The organism is Acinetobacter towneri, assembly GCF_017498585.1.
Taxonomy (GTDB): domain Bacteria; phylum Pseudomonadota; class Gammaproteobacteria; order Pseudomonadales; family Moraxellaceae; genus Acinetobacter; species Acinetobacter towneri.
The window spans coordinates 88,423-111,847 of the sequence record NZ_CP071767.1; the positions used below are offsets into that span (position 1 = coordinate 88,423).

General features: G+C 38.0%; 21 protein-coding genes, 4 pseudogenes and 1 other annotated feature. Of the genes and pseudogenes, 15 read left to right on the forward strand and 10 right to left on the reverse strand.

Annotated elements, in window-relative coordinates; genetic code table 11:
* Positions 1–42: 42 nt before the first annotated feature.
* The 3 genes and pseudogenes from J4G44_RS12935 to J4G44_RS12945 form a co-directional block, all read right to left on the reverse strand.
* Positions 43–1,015, reverse strand: a pseudogene (locus J4G44_RS12935) (IS3 family transposase).
* Positions 610–726: a sequence feature (AL1L pseudoknot), on the reverse strand. It overlaps the preceding pseudogene by 117 nt.
* A gap of 182 nt (positions 1,016–1,197) precedes the next feature.
* Positions 1,198–1,764, reverse strand: a complete 567-nt coding sequence (locus J4G44_RS12940) for a recombinase family protein (protein ID WP_006581699.1) — start codon at positions 1,762–1,764, stop codon at positions 1,198–1,200.
* Positions 1,765–2,230: 466 nt separating this feature from the next.
* Complete coding sequence (locus J4G44_RS12945) at positions 2,231–3,556, reverse strand: ISNCY family transposase (protein ID WP_179989167.1); 1,326 nt, start codon at positions 3,554–3,556, stop codon at positions 2,231–2,233.
* A 168-nt stretch (positions 3,557–3,724) separates the two neighbouring features.
* Between J4G44_RS12945 and J4G44_RS12950 the strand changes: the two genes are divergently transcribed.
* Positions 3,725–4,807: a hypothetical protein gene (locus J4G44_RS12950; RefSeq protein ID WP_004969299.1), complete on the forward strand. Its 1,083-nt coding sequence runs from the start codon at positions 3,725–3,727 to the stop codon at positions 4,805–4,807.
* Positions 4,808–4,900: 93 nt separating this feature from the next.
* Here the strand turns inward: J4G44_RS12950 and J4G44_RS13620 are convergent, their stop codons facing one another.
* Positions 4,901–5,026 (reverse strand): hypothetical protein, encoded by a 126-nt coding sequence (locus J4G44_RS13620; RefSeq protein ID WP_004969301.1) that lies wholly within the window; start codon positions 5,024–5,026, stop codon positions 4,901–4,903.
* Between the two features lie 216 nt (positions 5,027–5,242).
* Here J4G44_RS13620 and J4G44_RS12955 point away from each other — a divergent pair, with 216 nt between their 5' ends.
* Positions 5,243–5,539: a type II toxin-antitoxin system RelE/ParE family toxin gene (locus J4G44_RS12955; protein ID WP_004647749.1), complete on the forward strand. Its 297-nt coding sequence runs from the start codon at positions 5,243–5,245 to the stop codon at positions 5,537–5,539.
* A 1-nt stretch (position 5,540) separates the two neighbouring features.
* Positions 5,541–5,831 carry an addiction module antidote protein gene (locus J4G44_RS12960; RefSeq protein ID WP_004969304.1) on the forward strand — a complete coding sequence of 97 codons (291 nt, stop codon included), beginning with the start codon at positions 5,541–5,543 and terminating at the stop codon, positions 5,829–5,831.
* A 110-nt stretch (positions 5,832–5,941) separates the two neighbouring features.
* Here J4G44_RS12960 and J4G44_RS12965 read toward each other — a convergent pair whose 3' ends face one another.
* Complete coding sequence (locus J4G44_RS12965) at positions 5,942–7,396, reverse strand: SulP family inorganic anion transporter (protein ID WP_026438532.1); 1,455 nt, start codon at positions 7,394–7,396, stop codon at positions 5,942–5,944.
* A gap of 249 nt (positions 7,397–7,645) precedes the next feature.
* Complete coding sequence (locus tag J4G44_RS12970) at positions 7,646–7,855, reverse strand: hypothetical protein (protein WP_004976362.1); 210 nt, start codon at positions 7,853–7,855, stop codon at positions 7,646–7,648.
* Between the two features lie 249 nt (positions 7,856–8,104).
* Here J4G44_RS12970 and J4G44_RS12975 point away from each other — a divergent pair, with 249 nt between their 5' ends.
* The 3 genes from J4G44_RS12975 (at position 8,105) to J4G44_RS12985 (ending at position 9,638) form a co-directional block, all read left to right on the forward strand.
* Positions 8,105–8,407 carry a type II toxin-antitoxin system RelE/ParE family toxin gene (locus J4G44_RS12975; RefSeq protein ID WP_154320144.1) on the forward strand — a complete coding sequence of 101 codons (303 nt, stop codon included), beginning with the start codon at positions 8,105–8,107 and terminating at the stop codon, positions 8,405–8,407.
* Positions 8,408–8,689: an addiction module antidote protein gene (locus J4G44_RS12980; protein ID WP_000985610.1), complete on the forward strand. Its 282-nt coding sequence runs from the start codon at positions 8,408–8,410 to the stop codon at positions 8,687–8,689.
* 130 nt (positions 8,690–8,819) lie between these two features.
* A complete protein-coding gene (locus J4G44_RS12985; RefSeq protein WP_179989168.1) occupies positions 8,820–9,638 on the forward strand; it encodes an AraC family transcriptional regulator in 819 nt (272 codons plus the stop codon).
* 27 nt (positions 9,639–9,665) lie between these two features.
* On the opposite strand, the gene J4G44_RS12990 is transcribed toward J4G44_RS12985, so the two are convergent.
* Positions 9,666–10,262, reverse strand: coding sequence for a LysE family translocator (locus tag J4G44_RS12990; protein ID WP_074163998.1), 597 nt, complete (start codon positions 10,260–10,262; stop codon positions 9,666–9,668).
* Positions 10,263–10,688: 426 nt separating this feature from the next.
* On the opposite strand from J4G44_RS12990, the gene J4G44_RS12995 reads away from it, so the two are divergent.
* The 3 genes from J4G44_RS12995 to aadT all read left to right on the forward strand — a co-directional run bounded on the left by J4G44_RS12995 (position 10,689) and on the right by aadT (position 16,581).
* Positions 10,689–11,852 carry an efflux RND transporter periplasmic adaptor subunit gene (locus tag J4G44_RS12995; RefSeq protein ID WP_032073150.1) on the forward strand — a complete coding sequence of 388 codons (1,164 nt, stop codon included), beginning with the start codon at positions 10,689–10,691 and terminating at the stop codon, positions 11,850–11,852.
* Positions 11,852–14,953, forward strand: a complete 3,102-nt coding sequence (locus J4G44_RS13000; RefSeq protein WP_032073149.1) for a multidrug efflux RND transporter permease subunit — start codon at positions 11,852–11,854, stop codon at positions 14,951–14,953. Before J4G44_RS12995 ends, J4G44_RS13000 begins: the two co-directional genes overlap by 1 nt.
* 113 nt (positions 14,954–15,066) lie before the next feature.
* Positions 15,067–16,581, forward strand: a complete 1,515-nt coding sequence (aadT, locus tag J4G44_RS13005) for a multidrug efflux MFS transporter AadT (protein WP_032073148.1) — start codon at positions 15,067–15,069, stop codon at positions 16,579–16,581.
* A 103-nt stretch (positions 16,582–16,684) separates the two neighbouring features.
* Here aadT and adeS read toward each other — a convergent pair whose 3' ends face one another.
* Complete coding sequence (gene adeS, locus J4G44_RS13010) at positions 16,685–17,791, reverse strand: two-component sensor histidine kinase AdeS (RefSeq protein ID WP_032073131.1); 1,107 nt, start codon at positions 17,789–17,791, stop codon at positions 16,685–16,687.
* Entirely contained in the window at positions 17,781–18,509 is a 729-nt protein-coding gene (gene adeR, locus J4G44_RS13015) for an efflux system response regulator transcription factor AdeR (protein ID WP_032073130.1), read from the reverse strand. Before adeR ends, adeS begins: the two co-directional genes overlap by 11 nt.
* Positions 18,510–18,806: 297 nt before the next feature.
* Between adeR and J4G44_RS13020 the strand changes: the two genes are divergently transcribed.
* Positions 18,807–20,132: an ISNCY family transposase gene (locus J4G44_RS13020; RefSeq protein WP_096902756.1), complete on the forward strand. Its 1,326-nt coding sequence runs from the start codon at positions 18,807–18,809 to the stop codon at positions 20,130–20,132.
* A gap of 134 nt (positions 20,133–20,266) precedes the next feature.
* Here the strand turns inward: J4G44_RS13020 and J4G44_RS13025 are convergent.
* Positions 20,267–20,635 (reverse strand): annotated as a pseudogene (locus J4G44_RS13025) (IS1-like element ISAba3 family transposase); the annotation flags it as partial.
* A gap of 80 nt (positions 20,636–20,715) precedes the next feature.
* On the opposite strand from J4G44_RS13025, the gene J4G44_RS13030 reads away from it, so the two are divergent.
* The 5 genes and pseudogenes from J4G44_RS13030 (at position 20,716) to J4G44_RS13045 (ending at position 23,379) form a co-directional block, all read left to right on the forward strand.
* Positions 20,716–21,558 carry a carbapenem-hydrolyzing class D beta-lactamase OXA-58 gene (locus tag J4G44_RS13030; protein ID WP_002002480.1) on the forward strand — a complete coding sequence of 281 codons (843 nt, stop codon included), beginning with the start codon at positions 20,716–20,718 and terminating at the stop codon, positions 21,556–21,558.
* Positions 21,559–21,648: 90 nt separating this feature from the next.
* Positions 21,649–22,355: pseudogene (locus J4G44_RS13035) on the forward strand (IS1 family transposase).
* Positions 22,356–22,528: 173 nt separating this feature from the next.
* Positions 22,529–22,996, forward strand: coding sequence for an AraC family ligand binding domain-containing protein (locus tag J4G44_RS13040; RefSeq protein WP_373683202.1), 468 nt, complete (start codon positions 22,529–22,531; stop codon positions 22,994–22,996).
* Positions 22,977–23,078: pseudogene (locus J4G44_RS13665) on the forward strand (BrnT family toxin); the annotation flags it as partial. The gene J4G44_RS13040 and the pseudogene J4G44_RS13665, both read left to right, overlap by 20 nt.
* Positions 23,065–23,379 carry a BrnA antitoxin family protein gene (locus J4G44_RS13045; RefSeq protein ID WP_004728120.1) on the forward strand — a complete coding sequence of 105 codons (315 nt, stop codon included), beginning with the start codon at positions 23,065–23,067 and terminating at the stop codon, positions 23,377–23,379. The pseudogene J4G44_RS13665 and the gene J4G44_RS13045, both read left to right, overlap by 14 nt.
* The last annotated feature ends 46 nt before the right edge of the window (positions 23,380–23,425 follow it).

Genomic DNA, 23,425 nt, shown 5'->3' on the forward strand with positions numbered 1-23,425 from the left:
CTTGTCTGCTGACTTGGAATTTCCCATCTGATTACTCCACGCTTACGAATATGAATTGCTACATTTTATCCGATTATCTTTTGCTTTGCAATGCGGCATGGGCGCACTCAGCGTTCCAGCCCCCTCTGCCGCCCTAAATGCTTGCTCCAATGCATCGAGCACCATATCTGTATTCATCCGTGTCGATACTTTCCATCCAACAATTGCTCGTGAGAACACATCAATAATAAATGCAGTATAAACCCAGCCTGAATTTGTTTGAATATACGTAAAGTCACTCACCCACAGTTGGTCAGGATGATCAGCAGTAAAATTACGTTTTACCAAGTCATCCGCTCGTTTTTGATCATCTCGGCTACGGGTGGTTTGTTTGTTCTTACCACGCCAAACACCTTTTATACCTAGCTTTTGCATTAATCGAGCAACAGTACAGCGCGCAATAATATAGCCTTCACGTTTCAGTTTTTGCCAGACTTTACGTACACCATACCGACCTGAACTTTCCTTCCAAATTCGTTTAATCTCCTCAGCATGATGCAAGTCATGTAAATCTCGCTTTGCTCGATGTTCTGGATTTTCACAGAGATCTAGAGTCCGGTAATAGGTTGAAGGTGCGATCGGTAAAATTCTACAAATCGCCTCGACTCCGTACAGCTCTTTATTATTATGGATAAAATCCACCATTATTTGTGTGGGCGGTCGAGCTCCGCCTGGGCGAAAAAAGCGGCTGCTTTACGTAGAATTTCATTGGCGCGTTGCAGTTCTTTATTTTCGCGTTCGAGTTGTTTGATACGTTCTTGGTCTGAAAGCTGCTGTACTTTAACTGGATTTTGTTTATCTAAATATTTTTGATACCAAACACGTAGTGTTTCAGGAGTACAACCCTTGCGCAGTATACTGCTCAGGGAGCAATAGCGGTGATCGCAGCCCAATTCGATGGATAATCTTTCTCGGATTCAATCAATAATTGAACCGCTCTTTCTCTGATTTCAGGGGTATATTTTACTTTTTTCATCGGGACATTCTCTCAGAAAGCTTGGTCTCCGACAAACCCGGTACGGTTCAAAAATCTTCCATTGATTTATTTATATCTGTTAAACCAGTCGCATTATGAAATGTAATATAAGTAGAAATTTCAGTATAAATGGTCATGATCTTTTCTAAATTTGAATATCTAAGCGTCTTCATTAATCAACCTTATTGATTATTAGTTTCTTCTTTTAAAGCTCTTTGTACTGTTGCTATCCCTACTTTAAACTTTTCTGCAACACCTCTAAATGTTGAATTTTCTTCAGCCATTGCTTTTCGTATTTCAACATAGTCAACCTTCCGCTTTCTTCCCTTATATAAGCCCTTCGCTTTGGCTTTTGCAATTCCTTCCTTTTGACGCTCACGGATCATGGAGCGTTCAAACTCTGCAAATGCAGCAAGCATCTGAAACATGAGTTTATTTATTGCCGATTGTGCTACATCATGACTGAAGGTCAAATTCTCTTTATGAAAAATAATGGTTATACCACGATCATTCAGACTATTCACAATTTCGTTCAGATCATTTGTATTACGTGCCAGACGATCAATACTATGAACATGCACCGTATCACCTTCACGCAGATAGTCGAGCATTGCATTTAACTGAGGACGTTCACGGCTACCACCGCTTGCCTTTTCAGTAAAGGTCTTATCCAGGCTGATTCCATCTAATTGACGTTCAGTATTTTGTTCAGTTGAACTGACTCGAATATATCCGACCTGATTAGGCATTCTGTACCGTTAGAGTTTAGATAATTAAATACATATTGTACCGAAATTAAATATTAAGTCTATAAATACGGTTTTTGAGTTGCTTTTTAAGACTTTATTTTGTTCCGTTAGGCTATACTCTATAGTTACATAATTCGTGATTTAAAGAGACCTAGAAAAAGAGAAATGGTATTTATTTGAGCTAATCAAAGTTGAGAAACTTTAGAATTCTTGCGTTAGTCAAATTTTAAGCAGCCAAAAGCTATATTTTATGAGGTTTTAGCCAATTCAAAAATTAGATAAACTATACTTTCGCAAGAGGTCTTTTGATTAAATAATAAGCGTGGAACGTGAAAAATCATAAAAAAAGCCCACCTTGGGGAAGATGGGCTATCAACTAGAAACTACAGCATTGATTTCTATAGAGAATTATAACGCTGTTATTCCTAAGTAGTAATGTCCTACCTTAAAACCAAATAGAAATGTCCTATACAGACATTTCCAAGTCAAGCACAGGATTCAGATTTCGTTCTTTGATTACTGTCTTCTGTGCACGTCTGCTTGGCATAGATTGAGAACGATTACGTTTGTTTTGCTGTTCCAATTCTTCATGCTGTTGTTGAATATGATTGAGAACTGCACCTAAACGTTTATTCTCAACAATCTCTCGCTGGTTAAGCTGACTTAATTTATCGAAGATGCTGTAATTGATTTTTCTTCCCTGATATTCAATCGCGACTGTACCATCCGGGTATTCCAGGAACTCAAGATACTTACTAATCAATCTTTGGTTTTCTTCCGTGTTTTCCAGGAGATATACGCATTTATCATAAGTAATCGTCAGGCTATTCGTGACTCTGCGGGGTTCACGCCAGGTAAAAATATCATCTAATTCTTCGGCTGTTTCAGTGACAGTCCGGTGTAGATCCTTGGGATTAAAGGCCATCTTGGCAAACTTCTGATTGAATTGCTCAATGAAGCAGGGTAGCCAGGCATTCGCTTGTTCAATCGAACAGATGCCTTCCAGGCGCATTTCTTTGATCAGACGGTCCTGAAGCGTTCTATTGGCTCGTTCTACACGGCCTTTGGCCTGTGGTGAATTAGCGAAGATAATATCGATATTCAGGGTGCTGAGTACGCGCCCAAATTGCGTAATCTTGGTGTCTTTCTTGCTGCTTTGATTCACCCTGAAGACTGAATGTTTATCGCTGTAGAAGGCTAAAGGCTTACCATGCTGCTCAACATACAAACGTGTTGAAATCATATAGTCAAAGGCTGATTCTGACTCACAGAAGCGTAAGTGCTGCAATTTTCCTGTGGCGTCATCGATAAACACCAATAGACAGCATTTAGGGGCTCTTCCTTCAAACCAGTCATGATGTGAGCCATCAATTTGGATCAGTTCACCATAACAGTCCCGGTTATAACGAGGCTGATATGGGCGTTTCAGGCGTTTGGAGCGAGGAATCCATAAATCGGCTGCAATCATCCAGGAACGCAGGGTTTCCACTGAAATATCGAATCCATGAATGGTAGTCAGCTTTTCATGCGCTAAAGTGGGTCCGAAACCATGGAATTGCTCAGCAACCATATTGAGGCACTTGAGCCTGAGTTCTTCAGGAAGCCTGGAATTGCTGGTTTGACCACGACCGGCATGGGCTAATGCAGCTGGGCCTTGAGCTTTGTATTTTTGCAGTAAACGCCTGATCTGACGTTCTGAAATATGAAGTAGCTGAGCAGCCTGGGATTGAGTTATGCGTTGATCGCAGATTTCCTGCACGACCGACAATCGTTTAAGTTCTTTATCCGACATAGACACCAACATATCAAACCGTCCGCTTCGATAATCGCAAAAGCGCATATTCTAAAAGCGGACATTTTTACTTTGGAGAAACCGGACATTTCTATTTTGGAGTTACAAACGCATTTCGTATAAGGTGTATTATGTTAATTTTAGATTTTTTAAAAAATTAGGGCATCCATGAATCCTTTAGAATTCTACTGTTTAATATTGAAAAATATGGATAAAAACCTGGCTAAGAAACTAGGTAAAATTGAGAAAAAATATACTAATGTTCCATTTAAAAATGATGAAATAGCTAAAGTTAAAATTAAATCCGAATTTGCTTCAGAAATGGGGTTTTTCGTACTTAATTCAGCAACTTCTTTAGCTGTAGATGAAGAAAACTATAATTTTGCATACTGCTTAAAAATCTTAGAACTATATCCAATTAAGAATAACGATTTTTTTTATTGGAATGAGCATATAAAGCTATTTTCAGAATTAGAAAAAAATAATTTTTTATATGAAGATGTCTGCAAACTACATGATTTTCTGGTAAATAACTTTAGCTTTAACGGTGATTTAAAGAATATTATTAGTCATGAGATGCTTAGAAATTCTGGCGTCAATATACTGCTAATTTTAATTCACTTAGATCATTTAATTTCTAAGAAGTGGGGATTCCAATCAATCTCACTAAACCAAGCATTAAAGTTTAAGTTTAAAAATAAACGACCATACTTCCCATCAAAAACTTTTACAGATTTTCTTTTATTTATCTTAAAGATAAATGCAAAGTTTGAAGCAACAAAAGGACATAAAGTCGAGATTCTGAAGACTATTCCTCCAACTAATGGTTTTGAGCAATGGTTAGATCCTTCTCTCGAAGATGAACAAATTAAAGAATTTATACAACTAATTAAAAAAGTTAGAGAAAACAGAAGACTATGCTACTTGAATGAAGTCTATGAGTTCCTAGGTCTACCTTATGGTGAGTTTAAAAATGATGAAATTTATGAACAAGTCTCAGAAGAGAATTATTTATTCCTGAAAAATGAACTTCCAGAAGATAAGTGGTTTGAAAGTATTAATGCCATAGCTGGCCTATGGTTAATATATTTTTGGCAAGACTTTTATTATAAACATTTTCAAAAAACAGCCAGCGTTTCTACGTTAGCTACATCAGAAGATTTTATCGTGATATGGGAAGCCTTCCTGAAGAAATATCCTTCAGAAGGCCAATATCTTTGGCCTTCTGAATTGATATTACAAGATAAATAAATTTTTATTTACGAGGTGGATTATTGTCTCGGCCACCACCTGATGGATTTCCAGTAGTACTAGGCCAACCTGCTGTGCTCATAGTTTTCATCCTTATTTAGATTTCGTAGGTTTATGATTAGGATTCAATTGTCGGCTACGGTTGTCCTGATTCTGCGCATGTTGAATATTATTAGGATTTTTTACTGTAGCACGTTGATCATTCGCTGTTTGTGTCATTGCTTTCTCCTTAAAATGTTTGAACATCTGACAAGGAAAGTATGGCTTCAAAAAAATATGCATCTTGCCTGAAAAACAGTAAAAAAGTTTAAATTTTAACCAAAAAAATTATGTATTTAACATAATGGTGTTATACGAAATTAATGGATGTTCGTATAAATTACTTGCATATTGTATTCGATCGAATACAATATAGTGAGAAGATAAGGAATCCTCATGATTGAAATTAAACGTCTTCCAGAATTTGATGAATGGTTGGATGGCATTAAAGACAATATGACCCGTATCCGCCTGAATCGTCGATTAGATAAGGTTCAACGTGGAAACTGGGGAGACATTAAACCTCTCCAAGATGGCGTTTGGGAAATGAGAGAATTCTTCGGTTCTGGATGGAGGATGTATTACATCCAACATGGTGACGTTGTGATTGTAATGCTTGGTGGTGGAGATAAATCAACTCAACAACAAGACATCGATCGGGCAGTCAAACTATCGAAAACATTGGAGGATTAAAATGGTTAAAGTCGCTGATTTACCAAGTTTTGATATGGCTGAGTCGCTCAAAACTGAAGAAGACATTGTGATGTATCTCAATATGGTTCTTGAAGAAAATGATCCAGCTGAATTAGCCCATGCACTTGGTGTTATTGCTAAAGCTCGTGGCATGACTCAAATCGCTAAAGAAGCAGGGATTGGGCGTGAAGCACTCTACAAAGCCCTACGTCAGGATTCAGCACCACGTTTTGATACGATTAATCGTGTAGTAAATGCTTTAGGCTTAAAACTCACAGTACAACACGCTTAAAACTTTAAAAATATAGTAAAAATGGGAGCTAAAGGCTCCCATTTTTAGATTCGTATAAGGTGTATTATGTTAATTTTAGAAATTCTATATAAATATAGAATTTTTAAAACTTAAATTCTGGCATGTGTCCCATACTTATCAATCATGATCGAACTGGCTTCATTTAGACCACGTACTGTGACATTCGCACCATTCTTTTGAAATTTATTTACAACAGAATCAAGCATGGCGACTGATGTTACATCCCAAATGTGAGAATGGGTCAAATCAATAATCACCTCCTTTACATCCTCTTTAAAGTCAAAACCTTGCATGAATTTTTCAGAAGAACTAAAGAAGATCTGACCTCTCAACTCATATAAACGGGCCATTCCTTCAAAAGATGCTGTCACCTGGATATCATTTTCAAGTTTATTCGCCAGGAACAAGGCTGAAAGTAATACGCCTGTTAACACACCCAAAGCCAGGTTATGCGTAGCAACAACTACAATCACCGTCGCAATCATGACGATATTACTACTCTTAGGATTATCTTTTAACTGAGTGACAGAACTCCATTCAAAGGTACTGATAGAGACCATTATCATTACCGCTACCAATGCAGCCATTGGAATCACTTTGAGCCAGTCGCTGATAAATACAACCAGAATAAGAAGAAAAATGCCCGCAGAGAATGTTGATAAGCGTGTAAGGCCACCTGATTTTACGTTAATCATAGATTGACCAATCATTGCACAACCGGCCATGCCACCCATAAAGCCAGAAGCAATATTCGCAATCCCTTGTCCCTTACATTCCTGATATTTATCACTTGGCGTATCAGTCATTTCATCCACGATAGTTGCTGTCATCATCGATTCAAGTAAACCTACAGCCGCCAGTGCGACTGAATAAGGCAAAATAATCATCAATGTTTCAATATTCAAAGGAATATCTGGAATCAAGAACATTGGAAGTGTGTCAGGTAAAGACCCCATATCGCCCACGGTCCGTACATCAATTCCTAAAGCGATTGCCAATAATGTGATTGCAATGATGCAGACTAGTGGAGAAGGGAGTAATTTTCCTAATTTGGGAACCAGAGGGAATAGATAAATAATTGCTAAACCTAAAGCAACAAAAGCATATACATGCCAGGTCACATTAATCAGTTCAGGCAATTGAGCCATGAAAATTAAGATCGCTAACGCATTTACGAATCCAATAACCACAGATTTAGATACAAACCGCATTAACTTGGCGAGCTTTAAATAGCCTGCCAATATTTGAATCACGCCTGTCAAAATTGTTGCTGCCAGCAGATATTCAAGCCCATGCTCTTTGACCAATGTGACCATAAGCAGCGCCATTGCACCAGTGGCTGCTGAAATCATGGCAGGACGACCACCTACGAAAGAAATCACGACGGCAATACAGAAGGATGCGTATAGACCAACTTTAGGATCTACACCTGCAATAATTGAAAATGCGATGGCTTCAGGGATGAGTGCAAGACCGACGACTAATCCGGCAAGTACATCCCCACGGATGTTAGAGAACCACTGTTCTCGGACATTAGATAACATAAACATAGCCTGTTTTTTAATTTTTCAGATAGGCTAGTGATGTGATATATACAACACACAAACGACTACACCACATCACTAGACAGTGATGAGTTATTTACAGATTTAAGACGATAAATAAACTTAAGGTGGCGTAAGTGTCATAAGATGAAAGAACGTTTTAGAGTAAAAAAATCAGGACAAGGGTAACAGCTAGGTACTTTTTTATAAAGCCTGGATGTTATATCCAAGCTTTGTTTAATCGGTATTTTATGAAGCTTTTGGCTCCCCAAGTAATTGACCTATTTCCAAACGTGTATAGCCACGTTCTTTAAAAATCAAAACAATAGCCTGTTTATAATCTTCAGAAGTAGAAGTCTTATACTTAGTTATCAGTTGATTTTCAGAATTCAGCTCAAGATCATTTTTGATGGTCAATACTTCGCTAGAGATCTTGTTAAAGATATTTAGGTTAAACATACAGGCACTCGTCATCCGTATTATAGCGGCCCGACTATAACGAATACCTGTCTTAGCTACGCTAGACACCCTTGGCCGCAAGGATTACAAATTAAGAAAAATTCCGCAAGTTTTTGTCTATTGAAAGAATAAATAATCTCCCAACTGCTATCTATTTAACATAATGGTGGTTATACGAAATTCTGTTGTAGCCCCATACATTCAAGTTTATTTCTTGCATGAATGTATCCTATAGGATACATTACTCTTATGTACTCAATATATACCACTGAAGTCTTTGATGACTGGTTTACTAAGTTAAAAGACCTGCAGGCAAAAAGACGTATACAAGTCCGAATTGATCGGGTTGAAGATGGAAACTTTGGAGATACTGAACCAGTAGGTGAAGGTGTTTCTGAATTACGTTTCTTCTTTGGACCTGGCTACAGGATCTATTACTGTAAGCAAGGGCAAAGGGTCGTTATTCTTTTAGCAGGCGGAGACAAGTCTACGCAAAGTAAAGATATAAAACTTGCCCTACAATTAGCACAAGATTTAGAGGAGGAGCTGTAAATGGCTATCAAACTTCGCAAATGGGACAGTGCTGAACATCTTAAAACAGAAGAAGATATGCAAGCTTACCTACAAGCCTGTATCGATGAATCTAATGGTGATGCGGCATTCATTGCAAAAGCTTTAGGTAATATTGCTAAAGCTAAAGGAATGGCTCAATTATCAAGAGACACTGGTTTAGGTCGAGAAAGTCTTTATAAAGCACTTTCTGGCGATGTAAATCCAAGCTTTGATACTGTTATTAAAGTCGTAAAAGCACTGAATTTACGCTTAGCAATTTAAAAAAAACTAGTAAAAAAGGGAGCTTTAAGCTCCATTTTTCATTTCAACTTCGTATAACGTGTATTATGTTAATTTTAGGAAAAGTGAAAAATAATCTACAATAGAATCTACGAAAAATTGGCCATCAATTATGCCTGATTTCTCCAGTGGAAATAATTGGATTGTGAGATCCCCCACTCAAAATCATAAATTAGAAAGAATTGAAGCATTTCTTTCCAATTATGCTTATAAACCTCACCGACATGATACTTATGCTATTGGCAGGACTCTTTCCGGAGTTCAAAACTTTCATTACAAAGGTACATTGCAACATAGCTTGCCAGGCATGACTATGGTTCTACACCCGGATGAAAAGCATGATGGTGAATCAGGAACATTAGATGGCTATCGCTATAGAATGATTTACATCGAACCAGCGATGATCCAAACCATTTTAAAGGGTAAACCTTTGCCTTTTATCAGACATGGCTTAAGTAATGATATTCGCCTGTTTAGGGCAATGGATAGCTTTCTAAATAATATAAATAATTATATGGATACCCTAGAAGAGGAAGATGCTCTATTTGATTTGGCAACTACACAGTGTGAAATTTCAGATACTTCATCTAACCAAAACAAAAAATTTGACTACAAGGCAGCAGAGAGAGCGCGTGAGTGTATTTTGGCGTATCCACATGAAAACTTAAGTTTGTCAGATTTAGAGAAACATGCTGATCGTGACCGCTGGAGCCTTTCTCGTGATTTCCGATTATTATTTGGAACTAGCCCACACCGTTATATGATCATGCGTCGCTTAGAAACAGTTAAGTTCTACCTTGCTCAAGGGGAGTCTATTGTTAATGCTGCTTTAAATGCAGGCTTTTTTGATCAGAGTCATATGACCAGACATTTTATAAAAACATTTGGTTTAACTCCCACTCAATGGAAAATGATAAATATTAAAAGATAGCCGTTCGATTTGAACGGCTAATTTGTCCTACAGCAGATTTATTCCATTAAGAAAATCTTTGAACATAAAAAGCCCTGATAAAATCAAGAGTATACCCATCAGCTTATTTAGCCGATTAAACCAGATAGGATTAGCAATTTTGTTGCCTAATACTTTTCCAACCAGAGCATAGGTGAATGGTGCGCCAACAGCACCAAGTGAAATCAGTAAAGAAACTATCAAGATCATGATTCCTGTGATTTTGGCTGCAGGGTACATAATTGTCGTAACAGGTAGAATGACGAGAATGGCTTTTGGATTTAATAACTGAATAAATAAGCCATTTAAGAATGTTAGATGGCTTTCTTGCTGTTGAGTTGTTTCTACATTCGCCCTAATCATTTTTATAGCCAAGTAGAATGTATAAATTGCACCCGCTAAAGCAATATAATGAATCAATCCATGTGGAATAACAGCTTCACCTATATAGCCAAACAATACGAATAAGATCAACATGGCGAAACCAATGCCTAGGTAAAATCCTATAGTCTTTTTTAATTGACCTGTAAGGCCAGAATTTAGCCCCATAAAATTTACAGGGCCTGGGCTATACATAACGCTTAATGTATAAAGAAATATTTCCACAGAGTTCACTCAATTAGATAGCAATAAACATCAAAGAGAGAACGGTATCGAGTTATAGGCCTTAAAGATTGTACGTTTGTGCTGAACTAATTAAAAATTTCTATTTAACTTATGTTCACCTAAAGTTCACTTCATAAGTGTATAAAGAAACTATGTATTGTATTTTCAATTGCTTATATAAATATTAGTCTTGGTTTAGAATTTTAAAGTTCATGAACTATGAGAAAAAACTAAGATACGATCAAAATTGTAGAACAACAAAATTATTTATACTAATTTACAAGCCACGCTGTTTAAGCGTGTCATTAAAAAATAAATCTTTTAATCTCTCCACACAATCTCCACACAATCTCCACACAACATCAGCAATTCATAAACACTGCTATTTCAAAATAGTAGTATCTAAAACCCCCCCTCTGAAAAAGCATGTCAACACATTATCATTTAATAGGTTCAATACTTATTACAACTGTACTTTTAATCGGCTGTACACAAGCCAAAGATGCTGAACAGTCCCCAACAGAAATGCCACCAGCGGTTGTCAGTACCATCACGGTATTACCGCATTCCATGAATTTAATTGAAAATCTTCCAGGCCGTGTTGTCGCTTACCGTATTGCTGAAATTCGCCCGCAAGTAGGTGGAATTGTTGATAAAGTACTTTTTAAGCAAGGCTCTTATGTGCAAGCAGGTCAACCGCTTTTTAAATTGAATTCTGAAATATTTCAGGCAGATGTAAAAAGCAATCAAGCCACTTTAAACCGTGCACAAGCTGAGGTGACACGTTTGCAGGTGCTGTTAAAACGCTACACTGAATTAGTAAAAGTAAATGCGGTTAGTCAGCAGGAATACAACAATACCGAAGCAGATTATCAAAAAGCAAAAGCCGATGTGGCGCAAATGCAAGCCATGTTAAGCAGACAACAACTTAATCTTAAATATGCGACTGTTACAGCCCCTATCTCGGGAACGATTGGTGAAATCTTAGTGACTGAGGGTGCATTAGTTGGTCAAGGTGATACTAATGCAATGGCCGTAATACAACAGATTAATAAAGTCTATGTTGATGTAAAGCAATCAATTAGTGATTATGAAAAACTACAGGAAGCTTTACAGCAAGGTGACGTGTCAAATACCAAACATACGGTTGAAATCCTAAATAGTCAGGGTAAACCTTATAACGTTACAGGTGAAATCCTATTTTCGGATACTAAAGTTGATCCTGATACGGGTGATGTCACAATCCGTATTTTAGCCAATAATGAAAATCAAAAACTTTTGCCAGGCATGTATGTTCGAGTCAATATGAGCCGAGCTCAAGTTGAAAATGCGCTCCTAGTTCCAGAACAAGCGATTCAACATGATATTAGTGGTAAAGCCAATGTTACGATTGTTAATCAAAAAGGTTTAGCGCAAAGCAAGCCTGTTCAGCTTGGTCAACGTTATCAAAATAACTATGTGATCAAACAAGGGTTACAAGCAGGTGAGAAAGTCATTGTTGAAGGGGCTGATCGTATACAGCCTGAGCAAAAATTAAAAATTAAGCAGTGGCAACCTACAAATATTAAGGAAAATGGAGGACAGCAATAATGTCCCAATTTTTCATTAGGCGTCCTATTTTTGCATGGGTGATTGCTTTATTTATTATTCTGTTGGGTGTACTAAGCATCCCCAAGTTACCTATTGCACGATTCCCAAGTGTTGCGCCACCACAGATTAGTATTACGGCAATCTATCCAGGTGCTACGCCAAAAACATTGAATGATAGTGTTGTGACCTTGATTGAGCGGGAAATGTCAGGTGTCAAAAACTTACTTTATTACAGTTCAAGTTCAGATAGTTCTGGAACAGCAACAATCACCGCAACATTTAAACCAGGTACAGATGTAGAACTTGCACAAATTGATGTGCAAAACAAAATTAAAGCCATTGAGTCACGCTTACCTCAAACAGTGCGACAACAAGGGCTGATGGTCGATGCTGCGTCGTCTGGTTTTTTAATGATGGTGGGCTTAAGTTCACCGAATGGCAAATATAGTGAAATTGATGTCAGTGACTATATGACTCGCTATGTGATTGAAGAATTAAAGCGGGTTGACGGTGTTGGTAAAGTCCAAAATTTTGGTGCTGAAAAAGCCATGCGGATTTGGGTCGATCCAGATCGTTTGGTTTCTTATGGATTGAGTATTCAAGATGTGAATACAGCCATCCAAAACCAAAACTTGCCGATATCACCAGGTCGTATTGGTGATGTTCCTGCTTTGACGGGGCAACAAATTACTATTCCTTTAACTGCTCAAGGTCAATTAGAAACTGTAGAGCAATTCAAGAAAATTAGTTTACGTGCTCAACAAAATGGCGCCAATGTTCGACTGTCGGATGTCGCTCGTGTCGAAATCGGGGCACAGATGTATAACTTTGCGATTTTAGAAAATGGCAAAGCCTCTACAGCTGTGGCGATACAAATGAGTCCTGGTGCCAACGCTGTCAAGACTGCAGAAGGTGTTAAAGCGAAAATTGAACAGTTAGGTTCAGCACTGCCTGATGGTATGAAATTCTCTATACCTTACGACACTGCACCTTTTGTAAAAATCTCGATTGAAAAAGTAATCATGACATTGCTTGAAGCTATGGCATTAGTTTTTATTGTCATGTTTATCTTTTTACACAATGTTCGATACACCTTAATTCCGGCGATTGTTGCACCGATTGCATTGCTTGGCACATTCTCAGTCATGCTGCTTGCTGGTTTTTCGATTAATGTGCTGACCATGTTCGGTATGGTGCTTGCGATCGGGATTATTGTCGATGATGCGATTGTGGTCATTGAGAATGTTGAACGCATTATGGCGACAGAAGGCTTATCTCCAGTTGAAGCCACATCTAAAGCCATGAAGGAAATTACCAATCCGATTATTGGCATCACCTTAGTGTTAGCCGCTGTATTCTTGCCGATGGCATTGGCGTCAGGCTCAGTGGGGATTATCTATCGTCAGTTCACCATTACCATGTCGGTTTCAATTTTATTCTCAGCTTTCCTTGCACTGACATTAACCCCTGCGTTATGTGCAACGATGTTAAAACCGATTGATCAAGACCATCAGAAAAAGGGTGTTTTTGCATCGTTTGATCGCAGTTTTGAGAAGCTGAACAATCGCTATGAACGCAGTTTATTTAAAGTAATTAAACATAAAACCCTCGCAATGTTATGTTTCTTAGGCATTGTCATTGTGCTGATTTTTAGTTTTAAACACGTTCCGACTGCGTTTATGCCAGAAGAAGATCAGGGGTGGTTTATGACTTCGATTCAACTTCCTGCGGATGCAACTCAAGAACGTACCCGTAAAGTCGTTGCTGAGTTTCAAAATTATTTAGACCAAGAAACGGGGATTAAAGACAATATGGCGGTCTTAGGTTTTGGTTTTAGTGGATCTGGTCAGAATACAGCGATGTATTTTACCAATCTATTGCCATTCGAAGAGCGTACTATTACGGCACAAGAAGTCGTGAATAATGCCAATATAGCGATGGCTGAAAGTTCAGAAGGTCAAACCATGTCTGTGTTACCACCAGCAATTGATGAATTGGGTAACTCATCTGGTTTTTCACTGAGATTATTAGATCGTGGCAATATTGGCATGCCTGCTTTAAGAGAAGCACAAGATCAGCTTTTAGCATTAGCAGCACAAAGTAAAATCGTGGCGGAGGTCTATCCTGAAGGTTTGCCAGATGGCAGTTCTGTACAGCTTAAAATTGATAGAGATAAATTGCAGGCATTAGGTGTTAATTTCAGTGATGTGACCGATATTATTTCAACCTCAATGGGTTCGATGTATATCAATGATTTTCCAAATCATGACCGTATGCAGCAAGTCATTGTGCAACTTGATGCCAAATCACGCATGAGTATTGAAGATATTCTTCAGATTAAGGTGAACAGTCAAAGCGGTAAATTGGTTTCAATGTCTGAAATAATTACTCCAATTTGGCAACATTCCCCACAACAATACAATCGTTACAACGGTCGTCCATCATTGAGTATTTCTGGCAGTCCAGCAGCAGGTATATCTTCAGGACAAGCCATGACTGAGATGGAAAATTTGATTGAACAACTTCCGAAAGGTGTGGGTTATGAGTGGACTGGGATTTCTCTAGAAGAAAAACAGTCGGAATCACAAACCTTGTTTTTATTACTGTTGTCGATGTTAGTCGTTTTCCTTGTCTTGGCAGCGCTTTATGAAAGCTGGTCAATTCCATTCTCTGTGATGCTAGTTGTCCCTCTAGGGTTGATTGGCGCCTTTTTAGCAGTAATGTTACGTGGTATGCCAAATGATATTTTCTTTAAGGTCGGCATGATCACGATTATTGGTCTATCTGCAAAGAATGCTATTTTGATTGTTGAGTTTGCAAAAGCACTAAGAGAAGAAGGAATGGGTTTAGTGGAGGCAACCGTTGCAGCCGCTAAATTGCGCTTACGTCCAATCCTAATGACATCTTTGGCATTTACCTGTGGCGTTATTCCTTTAGTCATTGCCAGTGGCGCTAGTTCTGAAACTCAAAAAGCGATTGGTACAGGCGTCTTTGGCGGCATGATCAGCGCAACAATTCTAGCTGTTATTTTTGTACCGATTTTCTTTATTGTCGTCATGAGCATGGTTGAGAAATTCTCGAAACGTAAAGCGGCACATTAAGCATCAAAACTGAGAATAAAAGCTGTGGGTTAACGAGTTTAGCCCACAACAAATCTTTCATTTACATCTTTATTTCAGAATTGATTTAATAAACCATCAATATAGGTTTAATCATGAAAGCTACCAATCTTGATCCGAAACGCTGGTGGATATTGCTCGCTGTCGTGCTTGCATTTCTGCCGATTGTGATTGATATGACTGTACTGCATGTTGCGGTTCCCTCATTAACCCAATCGCTGAGTGCCACAAGTAACCAAGTCTTATGGATTATTGATATTTATCCATTACTTATGGCTGGACTTTTAGTTCCGATGGGAACTTTGGCTGATCGTGTCGGCAATCGTAAGATTCTGCTGATTGGCTTGGTTATATTTGGAATTGCCTCAGTCCTTGCGGCATTTTCCCAAACGGCTTCTATGCTGATTGCCGCACGTGCTTTATTAGCATTAGGCGGTGCCATGATTATGCCCTGTGTATTGGGTATTATTCGCAGAACCTTCGAAGACAGTCGCGAACGTGCCATTGCGCTGGGTATTTGGGGCACAATCGGATCAGCCGGTGCCGCCATTGGACCGCTCATTGGTGGGGGATTGTTAGAATATTTCTGGTGGGGTTCAGTTTTCCTGATTAACGTCCCAATCATGCTGGTTGTCGCACCAATGTGCTATTTCTTATTGTCCCGAAAAGAAGCTATAACCCCTGGACATTGGGCATTTGGTCAAGCGCTATTGCTGATTGTCGGTTTGATTTCGTTTGTATATGCACTAAAAGCAGGCTTAGGCGGTAAACAGTCGTTGTTGATTGTCTTGCCTTTGGTCGTTTTATCTATCGGCTTATTAACCATATTTGTACGCAAACAGCTGAATTCTCCTCAGCCGATGCTAGATCTTTCGCTATTTTCACGTCCTGCTATTTTAGCCGGCATTATTATGGCAATGGTTGCTGCAGGCGCTTTGGCAGGGGTTGAGTTAACTTTGGCAATGGAGCTGCAATATGTCATTCGTTTAACACCGCTGCAAGCCGGTCTTTTTATGGTTCCGATTATGGTTGCGGCCGCTATTGGCGGGCCTATTGCTGGTTTTTTATCCAATAAATTTGGACTCCGTCTGGTTGCGACCATGTCATTAATATTGGCAGCAATTGCGTTGGTCAGTTTGAGTTATTCAGATTTTCATCATCCGGGAATCATCGTTCCCTTTATTTTAGCTTCGATTGGATTAACACTGAGTATTGGTTTAACAGCTTCATCCATTGCGATCATGGGCTCAGTACCTGCAGAAAAGGGCGGTGCGGCAGGTTCACTTGAAAGTACAGGTTATGAACTGGGTACAGGACTAGGTATTACTTTATTTGGTGTTTTCATGGCCTATATATTTGGCAGTCATCTTCAAGTGCCGTCAGATTTAACTGCTGTTTTAGCAGAAAAAGCCAGACTTTCGATTGGTGATACCTATTTAGTGGCGAGCCAGTTACCCGTTGAACAAGGTACAGCATTGATTAACGCAGGTAAAATTGCCTTCAGTTCAGCTCATGTTAATTTATTATTAACAGCAGGGATTATCATCGGGATACTCTCCATTGTGGTATTTTTTATGCTAGCTAAATATCGAGATGAGAATTCATTGTGATGAAATTTATTTGAGGATCATCAAACAGAATGGTTAAGTTCAGACATCAATTTATCTTAAATTTATGGTTTAAATTAAGCCGTATTAATCTGAACTTAACACATTATAAATGAGTTGATGTCTTACGATTTAGTTGAATAGTAAAACAGCTGCCACCTAAGTTTTTGGATTTAGAATAATAAATATGACCTTGGTGTGCTTCAATAATTGCATCAATCACTGCCAAGCCTAATCCAGTACCGCCATCTAGACATGATCTAGAGTCTTCCAGTCGATAGAAGGGTTTGAACAGGTGTTTAAGATGCGATTCATCAATACCAGGACCTTCATCTTCAAACGTCAATACCCAATGTTCTGCTGTGGTTACAGATGTAATATTTATTTTTCCAGCATTCGAATATCTTAGAAAGTTAGAGAACAATGCAATAAAGACCTGTTCCATCCTTCTTATATCAACGCAAACCAATTTATCCGTCAAATTTAAAACAATAGTTAAACCTTTAACATGAAACCGTTCATTAAACATCTGCAGACATTTTTCAATACTATTTTTTAAATTGGTCTTTTCTAGTTCTAATCGTAATTGTTTATTTTCAATAAGTGTCAGTGTCCGTAAATCTTCCACAAGGTAAGATAAGCCTTCGACTTGGTTCAATAAGCTTAGGTGTAAAGCTTTATCGGCAATAAATATACCATCGACAATACCTTGCAAGCGACCTTGTAATATTGTCACAGGTGTTCGTAATTCATGTGCAATTGCAGCATTCCAAACAGTTGAATTCTTAACTGATACTTCAAGTTGGTTTGCCATTTCATTGAAGTTCTCAATAAGAGACTTGATTTCATGTGGAATATCATGATGTGGCTGTTTAATTCTGAGTGCTAAATTGCCTTGTTGAATTTGTTGAATAACATCTGCTAAATCACTAATTGGCTGTGTATAGCGTTTTCCATATTTAAAGGCGAGGATAGTAGAAAGAAAAAAGCCTGTTAATAGCACTAAAAACAGCCAGATAAAGTCAACGGAGGTAACTGAAAATTCATTTGAATTAATAACTTGTGTATTTAGAAAACCTATTTTTATCGCCCAGCTATAAACAAAATAGCCAATCATGAAAGATAACAGCGTAATGCCTAAATTGAATAGGCTCATCATGATAATAAACTGGAAGTTAATTCCAACAGAATTTTTAAAAAAGTTAAATTTCATGATTTTGATCTAAGCGATACCCCACGCCACGGACATTGATTAATAAGCCATTTACATCATTTTCTTCAAGTTTTTTGCGTAATTTGCTGATATGGCTATCTACAGTGCGATCTAAAGCATCACTTTCAGGCATACAGTTTTGGATCAATTCATTACGTGTAAAGACTTTATTCGGTGTTTTTGCCATCAAAAACAGTATCTTATACTCAGTTAACGTAAGGTTGAGCAACTGATTTCTTTGACCATTTGAAATGTAAACTTGATGATGATCTGGATTAATTTCAATATTTCTATAACGAATAATATTAGTTATTTCCATATTTTGGCTTGTACTTCGTCTAAGTACGGCTTGTATTCGTGCAATCACTTCGTTTGGGTTAAATGGCTTAATAATAAAGTCATCAGCACCCATTTTTAGCCCCATGATCTTATTCACTTGATCATCTAAGGCAGTCAGCATAATGACAGGTAAATGACTTGTTTGACGGATGATTTGTAGAATTTCCCAGCCATTTAGTTTGGGTAATTTAATATCAAGGAGAATCAGGTCGATAGAGTTGGCTTTTAGGCACTCTAAAGCTTGTTGTCCATCCAATGCACGGATGACCTGCATGTTTTCATTTTTTATGTATTTTTCAAGAATGTCACCAATATCATAATCATCTTCTACAACGAGAATGACGCTGTTTTCGAAGCTGTGCTGTAGATTTGGATACATATATTTTATCTTAGATGAAGTAGCTATGCATTTTAACATTTAATTGTGTAATGGAGATGATTAGACGAGCAGTCATTTATATTTGTAATTGAGGGGTGACATATAATAAAATTCGTTGCATATCAGTATTAATGAACAAAATGTCAATTATCATTCATTTAACATAATGGCTGTTATACGAAACGAGAGTTGTAACTCCAAAATAGAAATGTCCGGTTTCTCCAAAGTAAAAATGTCCGCTTTTAGAATATGCGCTGTTGCAATTTTCTTAGCGGACGGTTTGATATGTTGGTGTCTATGTCGGATAAAGAACTTAAACGATTGTCGGTCTTGCAAGAAATCTGTGATCAACGCATAACCCAGCCCCAGGCTGCTCAGCTACTTCATATTTCAGAACGTCAGATCAGACGTTTATTGCAAAAATACAAAACTCAAGGTCCAACTGCATTAGCCCATGCTGCACGTGGCCAAATCAGCAATTCCAGGCTTCCTGAAGAGCTCAGACTCAAGTGCCTCAATCTGGTCGCTGAACAATTCCATGGTTTCGGACCCACTTTAGCGCATGAAAAGCTCACCACCGTTCATGGCTTTGATATTTCAGTTGAAACACTGCGTTCCTGGATGATTGCAGCAGATCTGTGGATTCCTCGCGCCAAGCGCCTGAAACGCCCGTATCAGCCTCGTTACAACCGGGATTGCTTTGGTGAACTGATCCAAATTGATGGCTCACACCATGACTGGTTTGAAGGACGCGCTGCTAAGTGCTGTTTGCTGGTGTTTATCGATGATGCGACAGGAAAATTGCAGCATTTACGCTTCTGTGAATCAGAATCAACCTTTGACTATATGATTTCAACACGTTTATATGTCGAACAGCACGGTAAGCCTTTAGCGTTTTACAGCGACAAACATTCAGTCTTTAGAGTGAATCAAAGCAGCAAGAAAGACACCAAGATTACCCAGTTTGGACGTGTACTCAGCACCCTCAATATCGATATCATCTTCGCCAATTCACCACAGGCCAAAGGCCGTGTAGAACGGGCGAATAGAACGCTTCAGGACCGTCTGATCAAAGAAATGCGCTTGGAAGGCATCTGTTCGATTGAGCAAGCTAATGCCTGGCTACCCTGCTTCATTGAGCAGTTCAATCAGAAGTTCGCCAAGATGGCTTTTAATCCTAAGAATCTACATCGGCCTATCACTGAAACAGCCGAAGAATTAGATGATATTTTTACTTGGCGTGAACCCCGCAGAGTCACCAATAGCCTGACGATTACTTATGATAAATGCGTATATCTCCTGGAAAACACCGAAGAAAATCAAAGGTTGATCGGTAAGTATCTTGAGTTCCTGGAATACCCGGATGGTACTGTAGCCCTCATGCATGATGGCCGAAAGATCAATTACAGCCTCTTCGATAAATTAAGTCAGCTGAATCAGCGAGAGATTGTTGAGAATAAACGGTTGAGTGCTGTTCTGAATCATATCCAACAACAGCATGAAGAACTGGAACAGCAAAACAAACGTAATCGTTCTCAAAAGATGCCAAGCAGACGTGCACAGAAAACAGCGATTGAACAACGAAATCTAAATCCTGTGCTTGACTTGGAAATGTCCATATAGGACATTTCTATTTGGTTATTAGGTAGGACATTTCTACTTGGGAATAACAGAGAGTGTTAGAACCCATTTAAAGTGTCTATATTCTCACCAATAAAAATGTCCGGTTTCTCCGAGGTAAAATATGACTTTTGAACAAAAATAAGCCATTGTTTATTCTTTTTATTTCCAACAAAATTCCAGAACTCATCTACTTCGAGAGATTCATAATGACTTTGCTGAGGCTGAATTTCATAGGTTGATTCAGTTAAAGTACGTAAAACTTTACCGATACTGATGCGCTCAACTTCAGCAATATCTCGTATACCGCTGCCTCTGACCATCAACTGTAATATTTTACGAGTAATACCTGACTTACATCCTAGATAGCTCAGTGCATGATCACCAATAAACTGACGTTTACAGTCTTTGCACTGATAGTTTTGTTTCCCATCTACTTTGATACCATTTTTCTTTATACTATCACTGAGGCAGGTTGGACATTTGATTGCTAGAGTTATTTGCATTTCTCTATTTTATCAAAATCCAATCGGCTTTTTCTTCAGCATACTTTTTGAAACACTACCAAATTTTAAAGTTGTATATCATGAAATTATTAAAAATATTGAGTTTAGTTTGCTTAAGCATAAGTATTGGGGCTTGTGCTGAGCATAGTATGAGTCGAGCAAAAACAAGTACAATTCCACAAGTGAATAACTCAATCATCGATCAGAATGTTCAAGCGCTTTTTAATGAAATCTCAGCTGATGCTGTGTTTGTCACATATGATGGTCAAAATATTAAAAAATATGGCACGCATTTAGACCGAGCAAAAACAGCTTATATTCCTGCATCTACATTTAAAATTGCCAATGCACTAATTGGTTTAGAAAATCATAAAGCAACATCTACAGAAATATTTAAGTGGGATGGAAAGCCACGTTTTTTTAAAGCATGGGACAAAGATTTTACTTTGGGCGAAGCCATGCAAGCCTCTACAGTGCCTGTATATCAAGAATTGGCACGTCGTATTGGTCCAAGCTTAATGCAAAGTGAATTGCAACGTATTGGTTATGGCAATATGCAAATAGGCACGGAAGTTGATCAATTTTGGTTGAAAGGGCCTTTGACAATTACACCTATACAAGAAGTAAAGTTTGTGTATGATTTAGCCCAAGGGCAATTGCCTTTTAAACCTGAAGTTCAGCAACAAGTGAAAGAGATGTTGTATGTAGAGCGCAGAGGGGAGAATCGTCTATATGCTAAAAGTGGCTGGGGAATGGCTGTAGACCCGCAAGTGGGTTGGTATGTGGGTTTTGTTGAAAAGGCAGATGGGCAAGTGGTGGCATTTGCTTTAAATATGCAAATGAAAGCTGGTGATGATATTGCTCTACGTAAACAATTGTCTTTAGATGTGCTAGATAAGTTGGGTGTTTTTCATTATTTATAAGAATTAGAAGTTTGAGGTTAATCTATTTTTGGTAGTGTTTCAAAAAGTATGCTGAAGAAAAAGCCGATTGGATTTTGATAAAATAGAGAAATGCAAATAACTCTAGCAATCAAATGTCCAACCTGCCTCAGTGATAGTATAAAGAAAAATGGTATCAAAGTAGATGGGAAACAAAACTATCAGTGCAAAGACTGTAAACGTCAGTTTATTGGTGATCATGCACTGAGCTATCTAGGATGTAAGTCAGGTATTACTCGTAAAATATTACAGTTGATGGTCAGAGGCAGCGGTATACGAGATATTGCTGAAGTTGAGCGCATCAGTATCGGTAAAGTTTTACGTACTTTAACTGAATCAACCTATGAAATTCAGCCTCAGCAAAGTCATTATGAATCTCTCGAAGTAGATGAGTTCTGGAATTTTGTTGGAAATAAAAAGAATAAACAATGGCTTATTTACGCCTATCATCGAGAAACAGGTGAAATTGTTGCTTATGTTTGGGGTAAACGAGATTTAGCTACAGTCTAACAATTGAAGACAAAGCTTAAACAATTAGATATTCACTACACCCGAATTGCAAGTGATCATTGGGACAGTTTCATCACTGCTTTTAAAAATGGTAAGCAAAGTATTGGTAAATTTTTTACTGTAGGTATTGAAGGCAATAATTGCAAAATAAGGCATAGAATTAGGCGTAGCTTCAGAAGAAGCTGTAATTTTTCAAAAAAGCTTGAAAACCATTTTAAAGCTTTTGATTTAGCCTTCTTTTCTTTTACATCAATAATGGCTTCATTTAAAGGCAGCATACTTTTTGAAGCACCACCAAAATTTTATGTTAAGTAGAGACTAAAAATGCCCTTGATTAAGGGCTTACAAGGGCATTTTGTATAAGGTGTATTATGTTAATTTTAGAATTTCTTCATTAGATAATTTTTGATAAGCTAAATCCATTAGGACTAATTAAGTAAATATGAGCAATTGGGTCAATGTCACACAGGATAAGTCTACAGGTATAGAACTAATTCATGCCCACTTCAAAGGCTTTGCATACGATCCTCATCTACACTCAAGTTATCTTATAGGGGTAACAGAGTTAGGACATCAACAATTCAATTGTAGAAAAAAAATTATTGATAGCTATCAAGGTCAAACTTTCATGCTTGAACCTGAAGAAGTTCATGATGGTAATGCACCAGATCCTCTCGGCTTCACTTATAAAATGATGCATTTAGATCCAGCATGGTTAAAAAAAAGCTATGAAGGAATATTTAATGAGCCTATCGAACTTGCTATCGAATCAACCCTACGTTCTGATCCTCAACTTTCACATTTGATACTTTCAACCTACAATATATTGAATAACAATGAATCTCAATTGATGAAAGATACGTATTTAGATCTTTTATTAGAAAACTTAGGTGGCTCACACCATTTTTGATGAAGATGACTGTGAAATCATACGAATCATTAGTGCAAGGCAAGTGACTAAAGCGGAGCGAAACAAATATGAGCATGGTTAGATACTCACGCAAAGAGCTGAATGAGAAATTTGGTGAGAAGCAAGATGCTGAAATTCAACGCTTGCTTGCTAAAGGCACGGTTCCTGATGATCAGCTAGATCTATCAGATATTCCTGAAATTACCGATTGGAGCAGTGCTGTACGCCAAAATCAATTTTACCGCCCAGTGAAGCAACAAACTTCAATTCGGTTAGATGCTGATGTACTTGCTTGGTTCAAAGCACAAGGCAAAGGTTATCAAACACGAATGAATGAAATTTTACGGGATGCTATGCTGAAAGAATTAAAAAATCATCAATAAAAATGGGAGCTTAAGCTCCCATTTTTGACTTCGCATAACGCCCATT